At 72.5% G+C, this 17,185-nt stretch carries 16 protein-coding genes and 1 pseudogene; 10 read left to right on the forward strand and 7 right to left on the reverse strand.

Annotated elements, in window-relative coordinates; all coding sequences use genetic code 11:
* Window positions 1–49: 49 nt before the first annotated feature.
* The 6 genes from B0675_RS31890 to B0675_RS31915 are packed head-to-tail and all read right to left on the reverse strand — an operon-like array spanning window position 50 to window position 5,995.
* Window positions 50–1,018, reverse strand: a complete 969-nt coding sequence (locus B0675_RS31890; RefSeq protein WP_081223077.1) for an alpha/beta fold hydrolase — start codon at window positions 1,016–1,018, stop codon at window positions 50–52.
* Window positions 1,015–2,151 (reverse strand): branched-chain amino acid ABC transporter permease, encoded by a 1,137-nt coding sequence (locus B0675_RS31895; protein ID WP_081223078.1) that lies wholly within the window; start codon window positions 2,149–2,151, stop codon window positions 1,015–1,017. The genes B0675_RS31890 and B0675_RS31895 overlap by 4 nt, the downstream gene beginning before the upstream one ends.
* A complete protein-coding gene (locus B0675_RS31900; protein WP_081223079.1) occupies window positions 2,148–3,035 on the reverse strand; it encodes a branched-chain amino acid ABC transporter permease in 888 nt (295 codons plus the stop codon). Before B0675_RS31900 ends, B0675_RS31895 begins: the two co-directional genes overlap by 4 nt.
* Window positions 3,035–3,895: an ABC transporter ATP-binding protein gene (locus B0675_RS31905; protein WP_081223080.1), complete on the reverse strand. Its 861-nt coding sequence runs from the start codon at window positions 3,893–3,895 to the stop codon at window positions 3,035–3,037. Before B0675_RS31905 ends, B0675_RS31900 begins: the two co-directional genes overlap by 1 nt.
* Window positions 3,892–4,755, reverse strand: a complete 864-nt coding sequence (locus B0675_RS31910; RefSeq protein ID WP_081223081.1) for an ABC transporter ATP-binding protein — start codon at window positions 4,753–4,755, stop codon at window positions 3,892–3,894. The genes B0675_RS31905 and B0675_RS31910 overlap by 4 nt, the downstream gene beginning before the upstream one ends.
* Window positions 4,756–4,759: 4 nt before the next feature.
* Window positions 4,760–5,995, reverse strand: coding sequence for a substrate-binding domain-containing protein (locus B0675_RS31915; protein ID WP_081223082.1), 1,236 nt, complete (start codon window positions 5,993–5,995; stop codon window positions 4,760–4,762).
* Between the two features lie 290 nt (window positions 5,996–6,285).
* On the opposite strand from B0675_RS31915, the pseudogene B0675_RS31920 reads away from it, so the two are divergent.
* A pseudogene (locus B0675_RS31920) lies at window positions 6,286–7,035 on the forward strand (CoA transferase subunit A); the annotation flags it as partial.
* A 227-nt stretch (window positions 7,036–7,262) separates the two neighbouring features.
* Window positions 7,263–7,943: a 3-oxoacid CoA-transferase subunit B gene (locus B0675_RS31925; RefSeq protein WP_081223083.1), complete on the forward strand. Its 681-nt coding sequence runs from the start codon at window positions 7,263–7,265 to the stop codon at window positions 7,941–7,943.
* A 67-nt stretch (window positions 7,944–8,010) separates the two neighbouring features.
* Here the strand turns inward: B0675_RS31925 and B0675_RS31930 are convergent, their stop codons facing one another.
* Window positions 8,011–8,568, reverse strand: coding sequence for a hypothetical protein (locus B0675_RS31930; RefSeq protein WP_081223084.1), 558 nt, complete (start codon window positions 8,566–8,568; stop codon window positions 8,011–8,013).
* A gap of 140 nt (window positions 8,569–8,708) precedes the next feature.
* On the opposite strand from B0675_RS31930, the gene B0675_RS31935 reads away from it, so the two are divergent.
* The 8 genes from B0675_RS31935 to B0675_RS31970 all read left to right on the forward strand — a co-directional run bounded on the left by B0675_RS31935 (window position 8,709) and on the right by B0675_RS31970 (window position 17,125).
* Window positions 8,709–9,599, forward strand: coding sequence for a TIGR03620 family F420-dependent LLM class oxidoreductase (locus B0675_RS31935; protein ID WP_081223085.1), 891 nt, complete (start codon window positions 8,709–8,711; stop codon window positions 9,597–9,599).
* A gap of 331 nt (window positions 9,600–9,930) precedes the next feature.
* The gene (locus tag B0675_RS31940; RefSeq protein ID WP_081223086.1) at window positions 9,931–11,019 is read left to right on the forward strand and encodes a hydrogenase expression protein HypE; all 1,089 of its coding nucleotides are present in this window, start codon (window positions 9,931–9,933) and stop codon (window positions 11,017–11,019) included.
* 50 nt (window positions 11,020–11,069) lie between these two features.
* The gene (locus tag B0675_RS31945; RefSeq protein ID WP_081223087.1) at window positions 11,070–12,851 is read left to right on the forward strand and encodes a nickel-dependent hydrogenase large subunit; all 1,782 of its coding nucleotides are present in this window, start codon (window positions 11,070–11,072) and stop codon (window positions 12,849–12,851) included.
* Window positions 12,852–12,876: 25 nt separating this feature from the next.
* The gene (locus B0675_RS31950) at window positions 12,877–13,788 is read left to right on the forward strand and encodes a NifU family protein (protein WP_081223088.1); all 912 of its coding nucleotides are present in this window, start codon (window positions 12,877–12,879) and stop codon (window positions 13,786–13,788) included.
* Complete coding sequence (locus B0675_RS31955) at window positions 13,785–14,480, forward strand: DUF5947 family protein (RefSeq protein WP_241540068.1); 696 nt, start codon at window positions 13,785–13,787, stop codon at window positions 14,478–14,480. Before B0675_RS31950 ends, B0675_RS31955 begins: the two co-directional genes overlap by 4 nt.
* Window positions 14,477–15,118 carry a DUF6084 family protein gene (locus B0675_RS31960; RefSeq protein WP_081223089.1) on the forward strand — a complete coding sequence of 214 codons (642 nt, stop codon included), beginning with the start codon at window positions 14,477–14,479 and terminating at the stop codon, window positions 15,116–15,118. Before B0675_RS31955 ends, B0675_RS31960 begins: the two co-directional genes overlap by 4 nt.
* Before the next feature lies 1 nt (window position 15,119).
* Window positions 15,120–16,568 carry a hypothetical protein gene (locus tag B0675_RS31965; RefSeq protein WP_081223090.1) on the forward strand — a complete coding sequence of 483 codons (1,449 nt, stop codon included), beginning with the start codon at window positions 15,120–15,122 and terminating at the stop codon, window positions 16,566–16,568.
* A complete protein-coding gene (locus B0675_RS31970; protein WP_081223091.1) occupies window positions 16,565–17,125 on the forward strand; it encodes a hydrogenase maturation protease in 561 nt (186 codons plus the stop codon). The genes B0675_RS31965 and B0675_RS31970 overlap by 4 nt, the downstream gene beginning before the upstream one ends.
* Window positions 17,126–17,185 lie beyond the last annotated feature (60 nt).

Raw genomic sequence — 17,185 nt, forward strand, 5'->3', positions numbered from 1 at the left:
TGGACCGACCCCACCCCTCCCGTGCACCGCGCGGACGGAAGCCGCACGGTCATCTTGACGACATGTCGACCCGCCCGTCCGCTCCCGGGTCGGCCGCCGCGTCCAGCAGGTGCTGTGCCACGACCCGGGGGCCTTCGTCACCGACGAGGATCGTGTAGTGGTTGGTCCCGGTGACGAGGCGCGGGCGGACCCGTTCGGGGTCGAGGCCCGCCGCGGCGAGCCGCCGCTCGTCGTACAGCCCCTGCGGCTCGTCCATCAGTCCGCGCTCGGCCCACAGCAGCACCGCCGGCCGGGGCAGCCGGCGCACCGCGCCCGACACCTCCGCGCGGAACTGGTCGACACCGTCGACGCGGACGGCCTCCAGGCTGCAGGCGGAGCGCAGTTCGGGCTCCTCCCCCACGAGATCGCGCTGGACGTAGGCGTCCACCCACGGCGACCAGCGGTCGGCGAAGGCGGGGTGCCGTCGCCAGAAGGCGCGGTAGGCCTCCCGGTCCGGGAACGTCGCCGACAGCCTCCGCATTGCAGGGCCGATCACCGCGGTGAGCAGCTCGTCGGGGTCGAGTCCGGCCGGGACGGGGAAGCCCACCCCGCCGTCCACCAGCAGCAGGGACGTCGCCAGGTGGGGGTACCGCACCGCGGTCAGGGCCGCGGTGAAGGCTCCCATCGAGTGACCGGTCAACACGACCTGTCCCAGGCCCAGTTCGTCCACCACGGCGGCCATGTCGTCGGCGTGCGCGGTGATGCCGTACGGGCCGGGCACGCGCCCGCTGCGACCCCGCCCCCGCAGGTCCGGCGCCACCAGCGTCATCCGGCCGGCCAGATGGTGGGCGACGCGCGCCCAGCTCAGGCCGTTCGCCGTGATGCCGTGGAGCGCGAGAGCCACCGGCGCGGCGGGATCGCCGGCGGGCCAACGCGACACGGCCAGTTCGCCGCCGCGCACCGGCACCCGCAGTTCCTCGCGCGCCGGTGCGTCCCCGTCCTTCCGGACGGCGGCGTCGTTCCGGGGAACGTCGCTCATGCCGTGCCCGCCTCCTCCGGGCCGGAGACGGCACGGGTCGTACGGGCCGCACGCAGCCGCGCCGGCAGCCGCACCACGCCGCCGGGCAACAGGTAGATCGCCGCGACGAACAACGCCCCGAGCAGGAACAGCGGTTGTGAGAGCGGCGCCCGCACCACGGCGGGCAGGGCGGTGACCGTGTCCGAGCCGGCCAGGTCGCCGAGCCGATGGTCGGCCCAGGTGTAGAGGATGCCGCCGATCATGGGACCCCATCGGGTTCCCGAACCGCCGAGCACCACCATCACCAGCAGGGAGAGGGTGAAGTCGGAGGTGGTCGTCTGCGGAGTGGCGCCGCCCGTCAGCAGCAGGTACACGATGCCGCCGAGCGCGGCCAGGGTGCCGGCCAGGACGAAGGCGGCCAGCTTGAAGCCGTACGGACGCAGGCCCAGTACCTCCACCCGGCGTTCGTTCTCCTTGATGCCCTCCCAGACCCTGCCGACGGGCGAGCGGACCGCCCACTGCACGACGGCCAGCACGAGGACGAGGTAGGCCAGGGCGATCCAGTACAGGCCGGCGGTGTGCTGGATGCCCACCAGCGAGGCGGGCAGCCCGTCGGCAGGAGCCGCCCTGCCCTCCTCACCGCCGGTGAATCCGCCGGGGTCGCGCTGCACGAGAATCGAGCCGGCCTGGGCGAAGGCCAGGGTCACCATGGAGAACGCGATGCCGCCGACCCTGAGACCGACCGCGCCCAGCAGGACGGAGAGCGCCGTGCCCGCGAGGAGTCCGAGCAGCGCCGACACGGCGAACGGCAGGCCCGCTTCGAGCATGACGATGTCGGTGACGTACGTGCCGGCGGCGAAGTACAGCGCGTGCCCGAAGGAGAGCAGGCCGGTACGCCCGAGCAGCAGGTCGTACCCGGTGGCCAGCGCGCCGAACACCAGGCACAGGGCGAGCAGTTGAAGGTTGCCCGGGCTGCCGATCGGTCCTTCGAGAAGGACCGGCAGGGGCAGCGCGCTGTAGGGGACGGTCAGGAGGATCGCCAGCAGCAGGGCGGGCCACCAGCGGACGGCACGCCGTAGTCGGGTGGTTCCGATGGTGCCGCTTCGGTCCTCAGCGCGGGCCCGGCGGCCACGGGGCTGGGTGACGATGGTCATGCGAGCCTCCCGGTGAGCCCTCGCGGCCGGACGAGCAGCAGGGCGGCGAGCAGGACGACGACGGCCAGGTCGCCGAGTCCGGCGGTGGTGTAGTAGTTGGCGAACTGCTGGACGAGCCCCACGGCCACCGAGGCGAGTGCGGCGCCGGTGAGCGAGCCCATGCCGCCGGTCACGACGACCACGAAGGCGAAGATCAGCAGGGAGGTGCCCTGTTCGGGGTCCACGGAGCCGAAATAGAGGCCGCCGAGGGCGCCCCCGAGGGCCGCCGCCCCTCCGCCGATGGCGAAGACCAGGGAGAAGGCACGCCGCACGTCGATGCCGAGTGCGGTGACCATCGCCCGGTCCTCCACCCCCGCGCGGACGACCAGTCCGTGCCGGGTGCGGCCGAGGAACAGCCGGAGGGCGGTCAGCACGAGCAGGGCGGCGGCGATCAGTACCAGGCGGTTGAGCGGTACTTCGGCGCCGAGCAGGCCGAAGGTGCCGGAGAGCGCCTCCGGCCCGGGGAAGGGCCGGGCGTCGGACCCCCAGATCGCGGACAGCAGCGCCGGGACGGCCAGACCCACGCCGACCGTCGCAAGGATCTGTTCGCGCGGTCGCGTGTACAGCGGGCGGATCACGGCGAGTTCGAGCAGGACGGCGGCGACGGTGCCCACCGCGGTGCCGAAGGCGACGGCGAGCCCGAATCCGGCCCCGCCCGGTCCGGCTCCGGGCAGGTGGCCGGACGCGGCCCACCAGGTGCCGTAGGCGCCGACGGACAGCAGCGCGCCGTGGGCGAAGTTGAGGACGTCCATCAGACCGAAGATCAGCGACAGTCCGGAGGCGACCAGGAAGTACAGGGCGCCCAGGCCGAGGCCGGTGAAGGTGAGCAGTACGACCGTGGGCATCAGGCGTCCGCCTCCGGGAGTCCGGCGGCGGGACGCGCCGCGCTGTGAACGGACGGACGGACGGGCACCCTCACGGTGCCGCCGTGACCGCCGTGGTCGCTGTGGTCGCTGTGGTCGCCGTGACCGTCACGGCCGACGAGGCCACCGGAGCCCGCGCTGCCGACACCGAGCAGCCGACGGGCCGCCTCGGCGTCGGCGAGCAGATCGTCGGTGGAGCCCCGGTGCGCCGTGCGCCCGTCGGCGAGGACGACGCAGGTGCGGGCGAGGCGGCGCACCACGGCGAGGTTCTGTTCCACGAGCAGCACGGGCACCGCCTCGGCTGCGCGCTCGATCGCCTGGGCGACCTCGGTGACCACCTTGGGCGCCAGCCCCTTGGTGGGTTCGTCGGCGATGATCAGCCGGTTGCCGTTGAGCAGCGTCCGGGCGATGGCGACCATCTGCTGCTGCCCGCCGGACAGCGTGCCGGCGGCCTGCCGCGCACGGCGCCTCAGCTCGGGGAACAGTTCGTGCACCAGGCCGTAGTCCGGTTCACCTGCTCCGGACCGCTCGGCGAGACGCAGGTTCTCGGCCACGGTGAGAGCGGCGAATACTCCGCGGTCCTCGGGCGCGTAACCGACGCCCCGGCGCACCAGGGCGTGTGTGGCCAGGCGCACGGTCTCCTCCCCGGCCAGCAGCACACTTCCGGTGCGCGGAACGAGGCCGAGGATGCCGCGCACCGTGGTCGTCTTGCCGGCACCGTTGCGGCCCAGCAGCGCCGTGGTGCCCGTGGCGGCGACCTCCAGGTCGACGCCGTGCAGAATGTGCCCGCCACCGATCACGACCCGCAGGCCACGTACGGTCAGCAGGGGTGCAGGGGTCACAACCCCTCCCCGAGGTAGGCCTGTTGGACGGTGGGGTCGGCCATGACGGCCTGCGGCGTGTCCAGCGCGAGGAGCGTGCCGTGGTGCATCACGGCCACCCGGTCGGCCAGTTCCAGCAGGACGTCCATGTGGTGCTCGACCATGAGCACGGTGCGTCCCTCCTCCTTGTGCAGCGAGCGGATGAGCTCGGTCAGCGCGGGCACCTCCTCGGCGCTCACGCCCGCCATCGGTTCGTCCAGCAGCATCAGCCGGGGCTCGCCGACGAGCAGGACCGCGAGTTCGAGCTTGCGTTTCTCGCCGTGGGAGAGGGCGTCGGCGCAGGAGTCGGCGCGGTGGGCGAGCTGGGTGCGGGCGAGGACCCGGTCGACCAGTTCCGGGTAGGTGCCGGCACGGCGCCAGACACGGTACGAACGGCCCTCGGCGGCCTGGGCCGCGAGCCGCACGTGGTCGGCGACCGTCATCCCCGGCCACAGGCTGGAGGTCTGGAAGGTGCGCCCGAGACCGCGCCGGGCCCGGGCGTAGGCGGCTTCCGTGGTGACGTCGCGGCCGTCCAGTTCGATCGTGCCCCGGGAGACCGGGCCGATCCCGCTGATCAGGTTGAACAAGGACGTCTTGCCGGCGCCGTTGGGCCCGATGAAGGCGAGGAACTCGCCCGGCCGGACGTCGAAGGAGACGGAGTCGACGATCGTCGCGCCGCCGACCGTCCACCCGATGTCGCGCAGCCGGAGCACCGGCGCCGCGCCGGTGGGGGCCTCCGGGGCCGTGCCGGTGAGGGCCTCCGGGGCCGCGACGGTGGGGGCCGCTCGGCTGCCCGCGGCGTCGGCGGCGCCCGCCGATGTCGTGTTCGAGGAGGAGGACATCCGCTCAGCCCGCCGTGCCGGCGGCCGGGGGTGCGACCTCGGTCCTCGGGATGCTGTCGGTCAGTTCGGGCCGGGCGGCGCTGCCGTGGCCCTTGAGCCGGGCGGTGAACATCGGCTGCAGCAGGGCGTGGTCCGCGGCGCGGACCTGCTCCCTGCCCTTGGGCCCGTCGAAACTCCAGCCCTCCAGCGCCCCGGCCATGGCCGCGGTGTCGGTGGCGCTGCCGGACTCGATCGCGTGGACGATCATCTGGGCGGCCGTGAAGCCGTCCGGGCTGAACAGGTCGGGGGTGCCGCCCGCCTTCGTGATGCCGTCGAGCATGGCCTTCTCGACCGGGTTGCCCCCTCCGGCGCCCGGGAAGTAGTGCGCGAGGAAGGCGACCTTGGAGCCGGCCGATCCGAAGACGGGGTAGGAGGCGGTGCCCGCGAGGCCGGTGACGACCTTGCTCGCGTCGAGCACACCCTGCTGGCTCAGCGCGGTCCACAGGGCGGGGGCGTTGGAGCCCGCCCAGGCGACGAACACCAGGTCGGGCTTCCCTGCTCCGGTCCGGCGCGCGAAAGGTGTCAGGTCGGTGGCGCTCGGCGGGGCCAGCACCGAACCGACGTGCGCGCCCTTCCTGCCGAGGACCGCCTTCACCGCGGCCACGTTGGCCTGCCCGAACGCCGAGTTCTGCGCGAGCACGGTGACCTTCTTGCCCCGGGCGTCGCCGAGCAGGGTGCCGGCGGTGAGGATGTCCTGGTACGACTGCCGGCCCGAGCGGAAGGTGTAGGCGTTGACGCCGGTGACCGCGTCGGTGGCGGCCGGACCGCTGAGGTAGAGCACCTTGTTCTGCGCGGCCAGCGGCGCCATCTGCAGCGCCACACCCGAGTCGGTGGTTCCGGCGAGGACCTTGTACCCCTTGCCGACCAGGGACTTGGCCGCGGCGACGGCCTTCGCCGGGTCGCCCGCGTCGTCCCGCTCGGTGACCTCGATGGGATGGCCGCCGGCCTTGTTCGTCCCGTGCGTGGCGTAGGCCAGTCCCGCCTTGAAGCCCTCCTCGTACTGCTTGCCGTAGGCGGCGAGGAGTCCACTGCGCGAGTAGACGAGCCCCACCTTCACGGCGGCGGCCTTGCCGCCCGAGCCGGCGGACGCGGTACCGGCGGTACCGGCCGAGGAGCACCCCGCGGCCAGGGCGCCGACGGCGAGGAGGGCGAGTGCGCGCAGGGATCTGCTGCTGAAGGTGTCCGTGAGGCTGGAACGCATGACGATCGGCTCCTGACGGGATGTCGCCGCCTCCGCGGGGGTTGTGCCGACCTCGTCCAGGGCGGCAGACCGGTCCACGACGACGGACGCGCTGCGTGATGGCCGGAACCCTAGGAGCGCCGTACGACGGGCGGCATGTCGTCCGTCACCGCTCTTTGCCGCCCTGTCATGGCGCCGGCCCACATGGCCCGGGACCGACGGTGCGGGCAAAGCTGAGGGACACCCCGTCCCGGCCGCGTCGTCGTGGGCGGGCCGGGCCGACGAAGGGAACGGACCCCTGTGAGGAAGGAATCGGCATGGACAAAGTGGTGACCGCTGCCGCGCGGGCAGTGGCGGACATCCCCGACGGGGCGACCCTCGCGGTCGGCGGTTTCGGCCTGTGCGGCATCCCGTCGACGCTGATCGCGGCGCTCTCGGCCACGAGCGTGTCCGGCCTGCGGATCGTGTCCAACAACTGCGGTGTGGACGACTGGGGACTCGGTCTGCTGCTGCGGGCCGGCCGTATCGCCCGGATGACCTCCTCCTACGTGGGCGAGAACAAGGAGTTCGCCCGTCAGTACCTGTCCGGTGAACTGGAGGTGGAGCTGACACCGCAGGGCACTCTCGCCGAACGGCTGCGGGCCGGCGGTACCGGAGTGCCCGCGTTCTACACCCCGGCCGGCGTGGGGACCCAGGTCGAGGTGGGCGGCCTGCCGTGGCGGCACACCCCGGACGGCGGCGTCGCGCTGGCCTCTCCGCCCAAGGAGACGCGGGAGTTCGGCGGCCGCCGCTACCTGCTGGAGGAGGCCATCAGCGCCGACTTCGCGCTGGTAAGGGCGGCGGTCGCCGACCGGCACGGCAACTGCGTTTTCCACGCGGCGGCCCGCAACTTCAACCCGCTGTGCGCGATGGCGGGGCGGGTGACCGTCGTGGAGGCCGAACGCATCGTCGAGGCAGGTGAACTGCCGCCGGACGCCGTCCATCTGCCCGGCGTGTACGTGGACCGGGTCGTCCCCGTCGACGCCTCGCTGGACAAGCGCGTAGAGCGCCGCACGGTGCGCCCTGCGCGCGGTCGCGCGGTCGCGGCCGGATCCCCCGACGGAGTGGACGACCGGGCCGCCGGGACAGTCGTCTCACGCACCGAAGCAGACGACCAGGGCACCGAGGCAGTCGTCTCGCGCACCGAAGCGGACGACCGGGACGCCCTGGCCGTCGTCCCGCCCGCCGAAGCAGCGGAACGGGGCGCCGAGGCTGTCGTCCCGGCCGCCGACTCCGAGGAGAAGTGACCATGCCGCTCGACCGCGACCAGCTCGCCGCCCGCGCCGCCCGGGAGTTGCGCGACGGCCAGTACGTCAATCTGGGCATCGGCCTGCCCACCCTGATCCCCGGTCACCTGCCGGCCGGGGTGCACGTGGTGCTGCACTCGGAGAACGGCATTCTCGGCGTGGGTCCCTATCCGTACGACGGCGAGGAGCACCCCGACCTGATCAACGCCGGCAAGGAGACGGTGACCACCCTCCCCGGTACCGCCTATTTCGACTCGGCCCTCTCCTTCGGCATGATCCGGGCCGGCCGGATCGACGTCTCCGTGCTCGGCGCGATGCAGGTGTCGGCCCGCGGCGACCTGGCGAATTGGATGATCCCGGGGAGGATGGTCAAGGGCATGGGCGGTGCGATGGACCTCGTCCACGGTGCTCGCCGGCTGCTGGTCGTGATGGAGCACACCGCCAAGGACGGCAGTCCCAAGGTGGTCGAGGAGTTGAGCCTTCCCGCCACGGGACGTCGGGTGGTGGACCGGGTCATCACCGATCTGGCCGTCATCGACATCACGTCCGAGGGACTGCGACTGGTCGAGACCGCTCCGGGCGTCACCGTGCCGGAGGTCCTGGCGGCGACCGACGCCACGCTCCTGGTCGACGAGCGCCTGGAAGATCCCGCGCCCGCAGCACCCGCACCCGCACCCGTCTGAGCCGATCCGGCCGGGAGACGGCGTCCGGAATCCCGGCCCGCGGCACGGCCGGCTCCGGCACGTCGGGTCAGCAGCCCCTGCGTTCGGGGGTGAACTGCATGCGGACCGCCTTGTCCGTGCGGACGGCGGCGTCGTAGGTGGCCCTGCTGACCTGGTACCAGACGTCGTCCTGCTTCGCGTGGCCGCCCAGATCGTCCAGGCTCACGCACCACCGTTCCGGCCGGACCACGCGCGTGTAGGTCTCGGAGCCGCTGCGGATCTGCCGGCAGGTCTTGGACCGCTCGGTGGAGTACCAGGTGCGGGTGCGCCGCTTGGTGCCCGACCCGGAACTCTTCGTGTGCTTGACCCGCCGCGTGGCCGTGGTGCACTTCCTGGTCATGTGCGGCCGGGTGGCCCGGGTCGTCCTCGCGGCGAGGTGGCGGATCTCGTCACGGAGGCCGAAGACGATCGCGTCCGTGGTGGTCGCCGGGTCCGGCCGGGACTTCTCGACGCCGCTCCCGCTGCTCTGGTCCACGCCGGCCGGGCGGTCCGTACCCGCGTCGCGGACGTCACTGCCGCTGCCGCACGCGCCGAGGCCGGATATCAGAACCGCCACCACCGCGGCCGTCACACATCGCTTGAACATGTCTTCCTCTGTGATCAACGGCCCGCGGCACAACGGCGGTCAGCCGTCTCGTCCCGCGGCTCGTACGTGGTCCGGTCGGCCGATCGAGCGCGTCCTCGGCCACGGGGAACAACGGCCTCGGGGCCGCAGTTGATCACAGTATGACTTCCGGGACACGCGAGGCATTCGGACGGATCGGCATCTGGAGCGGCGCCCTGCACGCGTCGCGGGTGGACGAGGCGGGCAGGGCGGCGATCGTCGAAGCCGTCGCCGAGCTCGAAGACCTGGGGTACGGCACGCTGTGGATGGGAGGCAGCCCCTCCCCCGAGGACGCGGCGGCCCTCGTCGCCGCCACCCGCAGGGTGACCGTGGCCACCGGCATCCTGAGCATCTGGGAACACGGAGCCGAGGAGGTGGCGGCCCGTGTCGCGGCGATCGACGCGAGCGCGCGGGGGCGTTTCGTCCTCGGCCTGGGCGTCAGCCACGACACGTTGGCCCCGCAGTACGCGAAGCCGTACAGCGCGATGGTGGACTATCTCGACGCCCTCGACGAGGCGGCCCCGCCCGTGGACGGTGGACACCGGGTTCTCGCGGCGCTCGGCCCGAAGATGCTGCGGCTCGCGGCCGACCGGTCGCTGGGAGCCCACCCCTATCTCGTCACCGCCGAGCACACGGCGGAGGCGCGCGAGGCGCTCGGCCCCGGCGCGCTGCTCGCGCCCGAGCTGTCCGTCGTCCTCGACCCCGACCTCGACCGGGCGCGCACGACCGCACGGGGCATGCTGGAGACGTACCTCCAACTGCCCAACTACACCAACAACCTGCTGCGTCTGGGCTTCACGGAGAGCGACTTCGAGGACGGCGGCAGCGCACGCCTCCTCGACGCGCTCTTCGCCCTCGGCGACGCCGAGCGGGTGCGGGCCCGCGCCCAGGAGTACTTCGACGCCGGCGCCGATCACATCGCGTTCCAGGTGCTGACCGCGAGCGAGGGGCGCTCCGGCCTGCCCCGGGCGGCCTGGCGCGAGCTGGCCTCGGTCTTCGCCGACCGGCTCTAGCCGGTCGTCCGGCGGACGCCGCCCCGGCGCCGCCCACAGCCCACAACCCACAGCCCACAGCCCAGCGTGACGGATGTCGGGAGGCGGGTGCGGGCGGCGGGCGGCGGGCGGTGGGCGGAATTCGCTTCACCCGGCGCCCGCACCCCCTGACGCGGTCACGTCGGGCGGTCGCACCGGGCGGTCGCGCGCCCGCCCGCCGCACCTGCCCCCGGGCCGGTGCGCGGAGACGATAGGGCCCGTTCGCACTTACCTGCGGGCTCCGCGGCGGCCACCATGGGAAAGGCAGTTTGGCCATTTTCTGGCCGGTTCAGCCCCTTTCCCAGGAGGGCTCATGGACGCCCCGACCGCGACGACGACCGATCCCGTCGCACAGGACGACGCGCAGGACCCGACCGACCCCACCGTTCACATCCTCTGGATCAACGCCGGGCTGAGCTGCGACGGGGACTCCGTGTCACTGACCGCCGCGACCCAGCCGAGCATCGAGGAGCTGGCGCTCGGCGCCCTGCCGGGACTGCCCAAGGTGGCGGTGCACTGGCCCCTGATCGACTTCGAGTGCGGTCCCGTGGAGGGCGCCGACAATTTCGTCGAGTGGTTCTTCAAGGCCGACCGCGGGGAGCTGGAGCCCTTCGTACTGGTCGTCGAGGGGTCCATCCCGAACGAACGGGTCAAGCCCGAGGGCTACTGGTGCGGCTTCGGGGACGACCCGGAGACGGGTCAGCCGATCACCACCAGTGAGTGGCTGGACCGCCTCACGCCGAAGGCGCTCGCCGTCGTGGCCATCGGCACCTGCGCGACGTACGGGGGGATCCACGCCATGGCCGGCAACCCGACCGGGGCGATGGGCGTGCCGGACTACCTGGGCTGGGAGTGGAAGTCGAAGGCGGGCATCCCCATCGTCTGCATCCCGGGCTGCCCGGTGCACCCGGACAACGCCTCGGAGACCCTGCTCTATCTCCTCTACCAGGCGGCGGGCGCGGCGCCCATGATCCCGCTGGACGAGGAACTGCGCCCGACCTGGCTCTTCGGTGCCACGGTGCACGAGGGCTGCGACCGGGCCGGCTACTACGAGCAGGGACAGTTCGCCACCGAGTACGGATCCCCGGAGTGCCTGGTCAAGCTCGGCTGCTGGGGTCCGGTGGTGAAGTGCAACGTGCCCAAGCGCGGCTGGATCAACGGCGTGGGCGGCTGCCCGAACGTCGGCGGGATCTGCATCGCCTGCACCATGCCGGGTTTCCCCGACAAGTTCATGCCGTTCATGGACGAGCCGCCGGGCGGCCACGTGTCCGCGACGGCGAGCGGTATCTACGGCTCGGTCGTGCGGCGGCTGCGGCACATCACCGAGAAGACCGTAGAGAAGGAACCCAAGTGGCGTGGGAAGGGCGAGAAGCTCACGACCGGCTACAAGGCCCCGTGGTGACCGCGGTCATCCGCTGAGCAGGACACCCGACAGGAAGGCGGCGCGGCACCATGGCGACGGCGACGAACAAGCCGGCCGGTGACGGCCTCACGGAGATGTCGTGGGACCCGATCACCCGCATCGTGGGCAGTCTCGGCATCCACACCAAGATCGACTTCAAGGCGAAGCGGGTCGCGGAGTGCTACAGCACCTCGTCGGTCTTCCGTGGGTACAGCGTGTTCATGCGCGGCAAGGACCCGCGCGACGCGCACTTCATCACCAGCCGGATCTGCGGGATCTGCGGCGACAACCACGCGACCTGCTCGGTGTACGCGCAGAACATGGCGTACGGGGTGGCGCCCCCGGCCCTCGGCGAGTGGATCATCAACCTCGGCGAGGCCGCGGAGTACATGTTCGACCACAACATCTTCCAGGAGAACCTGGTCGGCGTGGACTACTGCGAGCGGATGGTCCGCGAGACCAACCCCGGCGTGCTCGAACTCGCCGAACGCACCGAGGCCCCGCACGCCGCCGACCACGGCTACCGGACGATCGCCGACATCATGCGCTCGCTCAACCCGCTGGAGGGCGAGTTCTACCGTGAGGCGCTCCAGGTGAGTCGCTACACACGGGAGATGTTCTGCCTGATGGAGGGCCGCCATGTGCACCCCTCCACGCTCTACCCGGGCGGGGTCGGCACGGTCGCGACGATCCAGCTCTTCACCGACTACCTGACCCGGCTCACCCGCTACGTGGAGTTCATGAAGCGCGTCGTCCCGCTCCACGACGACCTCTTCGACTTCTTCTACGAGGCACTGCCCGGCTACGAGGAGGTCGGCCGGCGCCGGGTGCTGCTCGGCTGCTGGGGCGCGCTCAACGATCCGGAGTACTGCGACTTCCAGTACGCGCACATGGAGGACTGGGGCCGGCGCATGTTCGTCACCCCTGGCGTCGTGGTGGACGGCGAACTCGTCACCAACAGCCTGGTGGACATCAACCTCGGCATCCGCATCCTGCTCGGCAGCTCGTACTACGAGGACTGGGCGGGCATGGGGAAGTTCGTCGAACGGGACCCGCTGGGCAACCCCGTGGACGAGCGGCACCCGTGGAACCAGCACACCATCCCGGCGCCGCAGAAGCGCGACTTCGACGACAAGTACAGCTGGGTCATGTCACCGCGCTGGTTCGACGGCAAGGACCACCTCGCCCTGGACACCGGCGGCGGCCCGATCGCCCGGCTGTGGTCCACGGCGTTGTCCGGGCTCGTCGACATCGGCTACATCAAGGCCACCGGGCACAGCGTGCAGATCAACCTGCCGCGCACCATGACCAAGCCGGAGACGGCCCTGGAGTGGAGGATCCCGCGGTGGAGCAACGCCCTGGAACGCAACAGGGCCCGCACCTACTTCCAGGCGTACGCCGCCGCGGCCGCCCTGTACTTCGCCGAGCAGGCCATGGAGGAGATCCGCGCCGGCCGCACCCAGACCTGGGAGAAGTTCGACGTGCCGGACGAGTCGATCGGCTGCGGCTTCACCGAGGCCGTGCGGGGCGTGCTGTCCCACCACATGGTGATCAGGGACGGCAAGATCGCCAACTACCACCCGTATCCGCCGACGCCGTGGAACGGCAGCGTGCGCGACAGCTACGGGACACCGGGGCCGTACGAGGACGCGGTGCAGAACACCCCCATCTTCGAGGAGAACCCGCCCGAGACCTTCAAGGGCATCGACATCATGCGGGCCGTCCGCAGCTTCGACCCCTGTCTGCCGTGCGGCGTGCACATGTACGTCGGCGGCGGGCGGACCGTCGAGGAGACGCACATGCCGACCGGGCTGAGCGGACTGGCGGTCTGACCTTCCTCAGGAGAGGTGCTTGCCGATGGCCGGACAGGAGACGGGTGAGCGCATCGAGGCGCTGCTCGACGAACTGGCACAGCGGGCGGGACCGGAGGCACGCGACACCGCGGACGAACTGGTGCGCTCTCTGGTGGAGTTCTACGGCGAGGGCCTGGAACGTGCGGTACGGCTGCTGGGCGCCGCGCCGCACGGCGCCGACCCGATCGCCGTGCTCACCGCCGACGAACTGGTCAGCGACCTGCTGATCCTGCACGACCTTCATCCCGAGGACACCGCGACCCGGGTGGGCCGGGCCCTCGACAAGGTCCGGCCCTATCTCGGCTCGCACGCGGGCGACGTCGAGGTGGCCGGGCTCGACCTGGAGGCCGCGGACGGCCCGACGCTGCGGCTCCGGCTGCGCGGCAGCTGCGACGGCTGTCCCTCCTCCGCCCAGACCGTGCGCTGGACCATCGAGGAGGCGGTCGCCCGGATCGCCCCCGAGGTCGCGCACATCGAGGTGGAGGGCGTGACCGAGGACGAGGCGCAGCCGGCCCTGCTCCAGATCCTCCCGCATCCCCCGGACGACGCGCCGGCCGCCGCCGGCCCACCGGAGCGTGCGGACGGCCAGGCCCGCTGGCACCTCCTGGGTCCCGGCGCCCTGCCCTCGGGCGAACCGTCCACCGGCGTCACGGAGGTGTCCGGCCGCGCCCTGCTCCTGGTCCGGCTGCCGGGCCGGTTGCTCGCCTACCGCGACCGCTGCCCGGTGTGTGCCGCGAGCCTCGCCCCCGCGCTGCTGGACGGTGAGTCGCTGCGCTGCGCGGAGTGCGCCGCCACGTTCGACGTGCACCGGGCGGGACGGGGCGACCGGGCCCACCTGGAGCCCGTGCCGCTGCTGGAGGAGGACGGCGAGGTACGGGTGGCGTTGCCCGGCGAGCTGCTGGGGGCGGGACCGTGACCGCCGACGTGCTGAAGCAGTTCACCCGCCGGCCACCCCCGGCCGGTGAGCGCTGCGACCTGTGCGGTGAACCGCTGCCGGCCGAGCACCGGCATCTCGTCGACACCACGCGACGGTCCCTGAAGTGCGCCTGTCCGCCCTGCCACCTGCTGTTCACCCGGCCCGGGGCGGGGCAGGGCCGCTTCCGGGCCGTCCCCGCCCGGTACCTCACCGATCCCGGGTTCGAACTGGAGGAGACGGACTGGAACCGGCTGCAGATCCCCGTCGCGCTCGCCTTCTTCTTCCGCAACTCCGGCCTCGACCGGCTCGCGGCCTTCTACCCCAGTCCGGCGGGCGCCACCGAGAGCGAACTGGACCCACGGACCTGGGACGCGGTCCTCGGGCGCAGCCGGCTCGCCGACATCCTCGAACCGGACGTGGAGGCACTGCTGCTGCACCACGAGCGCGGCACCCCGGTGACGTGCACACTCGTCCCGGTCGACGTCTGCTACGAACTCGTCGGACGGATGCGGCTGCACTGGAAGGGCTTCGACGGCGGCGCGGAGGCACGCGCCGACATCGCGGAGTTCTTCGAGCGGATCACGGCGGCCGCCCGGCCCCTGGAGCCCGACCGTTCGACGGCCGCCGGTTCCGGATCGCCGGCCCCGGCGGAGTCCGGGACCACGGGCAGGCCCTCCGGGGGGACTCCGTGACCGATCTCCGCTTCACGTGCACGGGTGTGCGCCCCGAACCCTACGGCGCCGGGCCCACGCTGCTCTTCGGGCTGCGCATCGAGGAGGCCGACCACCAGCCGGTGCACGCCGTCGCACTGCGCTGCCAGATCCGCATCGAGCCGGCGGGCCGCGCGTACGACCCGGACGAAGTCGGCATGCTGGGCGACCTGTTCGGCGAGCCGGACCGCTGGAGCAGCACGCTCAAGCCCCTCCAGTTCGCCCACGCCTCGATCACCGTGCCGGGGTTCACCGGCGCGACGGAGGTCGACCTCCCGGTGCCCTGCACCTATGACACGGAGGTGGCCTCGGCCTCGTACTTCCGGGCGCTGTCCCGCGGGGAGATTCCCCTGCTGCTGCTCTTCTCCGGCACGGTGTTCACCGGCCGCGACGGATTCCGGGCCGAGCCGGTGCCCTGGCACAAGGAGACCGCGTACCGGATGCCGGTGGACGTGTGGCGGACCATGATCGAGCAGTACTTCCCCAACTCGGGCTGGCTGCGCGTCCGGCTCGACGTACTGGACGCGCTGCGGCGCTACCGGTCCTCGAGGGCGTTGCCGTCCTGGGAGCGGGTCTTCGAGGAACTCCTCGCGAGCACCGAGGCGAAGGGGGTCGAGTGAGATGAGGAACCCGCTGGAGTACGGGTTCGAGCAGGCCCGCGCGGTGGCGGACGCGGTGCTGTTCGAGGGGTACGTCCTCTACCCGTACCGCGCGTCGGCCGCGAAGAACCAACTGCGCTGGCAGTTCGGCGTCCTGGTGCCGCCGGCCTGGACCGCCACCACCGGGGAACACGCCGTCCAGCGCACCGAATGCCTGCTGGAGCCACGCGACGGCGACCGGCTCCACGCCGAGCTGCGCTTCCTGCACGTCCGGCGGCGCACGGTCGAGCGGCTCGACCCGGACGGCGGCTACACCGAGGTGCCGGAACTGGAGCTGTCCGACCGGGTGTTGGTTCCCTGGGACGAGGGACACGAGGAGCGCGTCCTGGTCCACGAGACCTTCGCCGAACTGACGGGGGATCAGGCTGCCACGCACGCCGTGCGGTTCGACCTGCCGGCCGCCGTCGAGCACGAACCGGTGACCGACGCCGAGGGCCGGACGGTGGGCCGGCTGGTGCGGCACCGACAACGGCTGACCGGAGAACTGCGGCCACAAGCCGAGGAGTTGCCCGGCCCCTACCGGGTGCTGCGGCTGACGGTGAGCGTGCACAACACCACCGCCGCGCAGGACGACGCCGGGAACGACCGGGAGACGGCCCTCGCCCACAGCATGATCGGCGCCCATCTGCTGCTCGGTGTGCCCGGCGGACGGTTCCTGTCACTGACCGATCCGCCCGAATGGGCCCGGCCGCTCGTCGCGGGCTGCTCGAACGACCACACCTGGCCGGTGCTCGCGGGACCTCCCGGCACCGAGGACGTCATGCTCTCCTCTCCGATCATCCTGGAGGACCACCCCGCCGTCGCCGACGAGAGCCCGGGGCCCCTCTACGACGCCACCGAGATCGACGAGATCCTCTCCCTGCGTACGGCCGCCCTCACCGAGCGGGAGAAGCGCGAGGCCCGCGGCACGGACGCACGCGCCGCGGAGGTCATCGACCTCGTCGACGACATGCCGGAGGCCGTGCGGGAGCGCCTGCACGGGGCGATCCGGGGCCTGCGCGACATCACCGGGGAGGACGCTCCGGGCGAGCCGCCGGCCGGGGCGGAGAGCGGGCTCACCCTGCCGGAGGGCCCCGGGCCCCCCTGGTGGGACCCGGCGCGGGACCCCGACGGCCCGGAGGTCCCGGACGGTGTGGTCATCGACGGCGCGACGGTCCGGGCCGGCAGCCGGGTCCGGCTCACCCCCGGCGCCCGCCGCTCCGATGCCCAGGACTCCTTCCTCGTCGGCCGGCACGCCACGGTCGAGGCCGTGGTCGGCGACCTCGACGGCGAGACCCACCTGGCCGTCGTCGTGGACGACGATCCCGGGACCGACCTGCGGCGCGCCCAGGGCCGCTTCCTCTACTTCAAGCCCGACGAGGTGGTTCCCCTCGGGGACCGGCCGCGGGACGGGAAGGAGGCGGCGCCATGAGCGGCACCGGGTCCACGGAACCGGACGGCGCGGCCGCGCCCGACGCCACCGGGCGGGTCCTGGTGGCCGGGGTCGGCAACGTGTTCCTCCAGGACGACGGTTTCGGCGTCGAGACCGTACGGCGCCTCTCCGCCCGCATGCCCGAACTCCCGCCCGGCGTCGAGCTGATGGACGTCGGCATCCGCGGGGTGCACCTCGCCTACCGGCTGCTGGAGGGCTACCGCACCCTCGTCCTGGTGGACCTCGTCGGCCGGGGAGGCACACCGGGCACGCTCTACACGATCGACGTCGGCCCGGAGGTGCCCGCGGAGCGGCCCGCACCGGGCCCGCTGGACACCCACGCGATGGACCCGGCCACCGTGCTGGCGCTGCTGCACGACCTGCACGCCGGGGCGGGCGGCACCCTTCCCGACGAGGTGTACGTCATCGGCTGCGAGCCCGGCGCGACGGACGAGGGCATGGGTCTGACGCCCCCGGTCGCCGCGGTCGTGGACGCCGCCGCCGACCTGGTGCTGGACCTGGTGCGCCGCGACAGCGCCGTACCGCAGAGAGGCTGACGACGATGGAGGCAGGCATGGAATGGCAATGGGTCGGCGTGGCCGCGGGACTGGTGGTGG

The organism is Streptomyces sp. M41(2017) (assembly GCF_002078175.1).
Classification (GTDB): Bacteria; Actinomycetota; Actinomycetes; order Streptomycetales; family Streptomycetaceae; genus Streptomyces.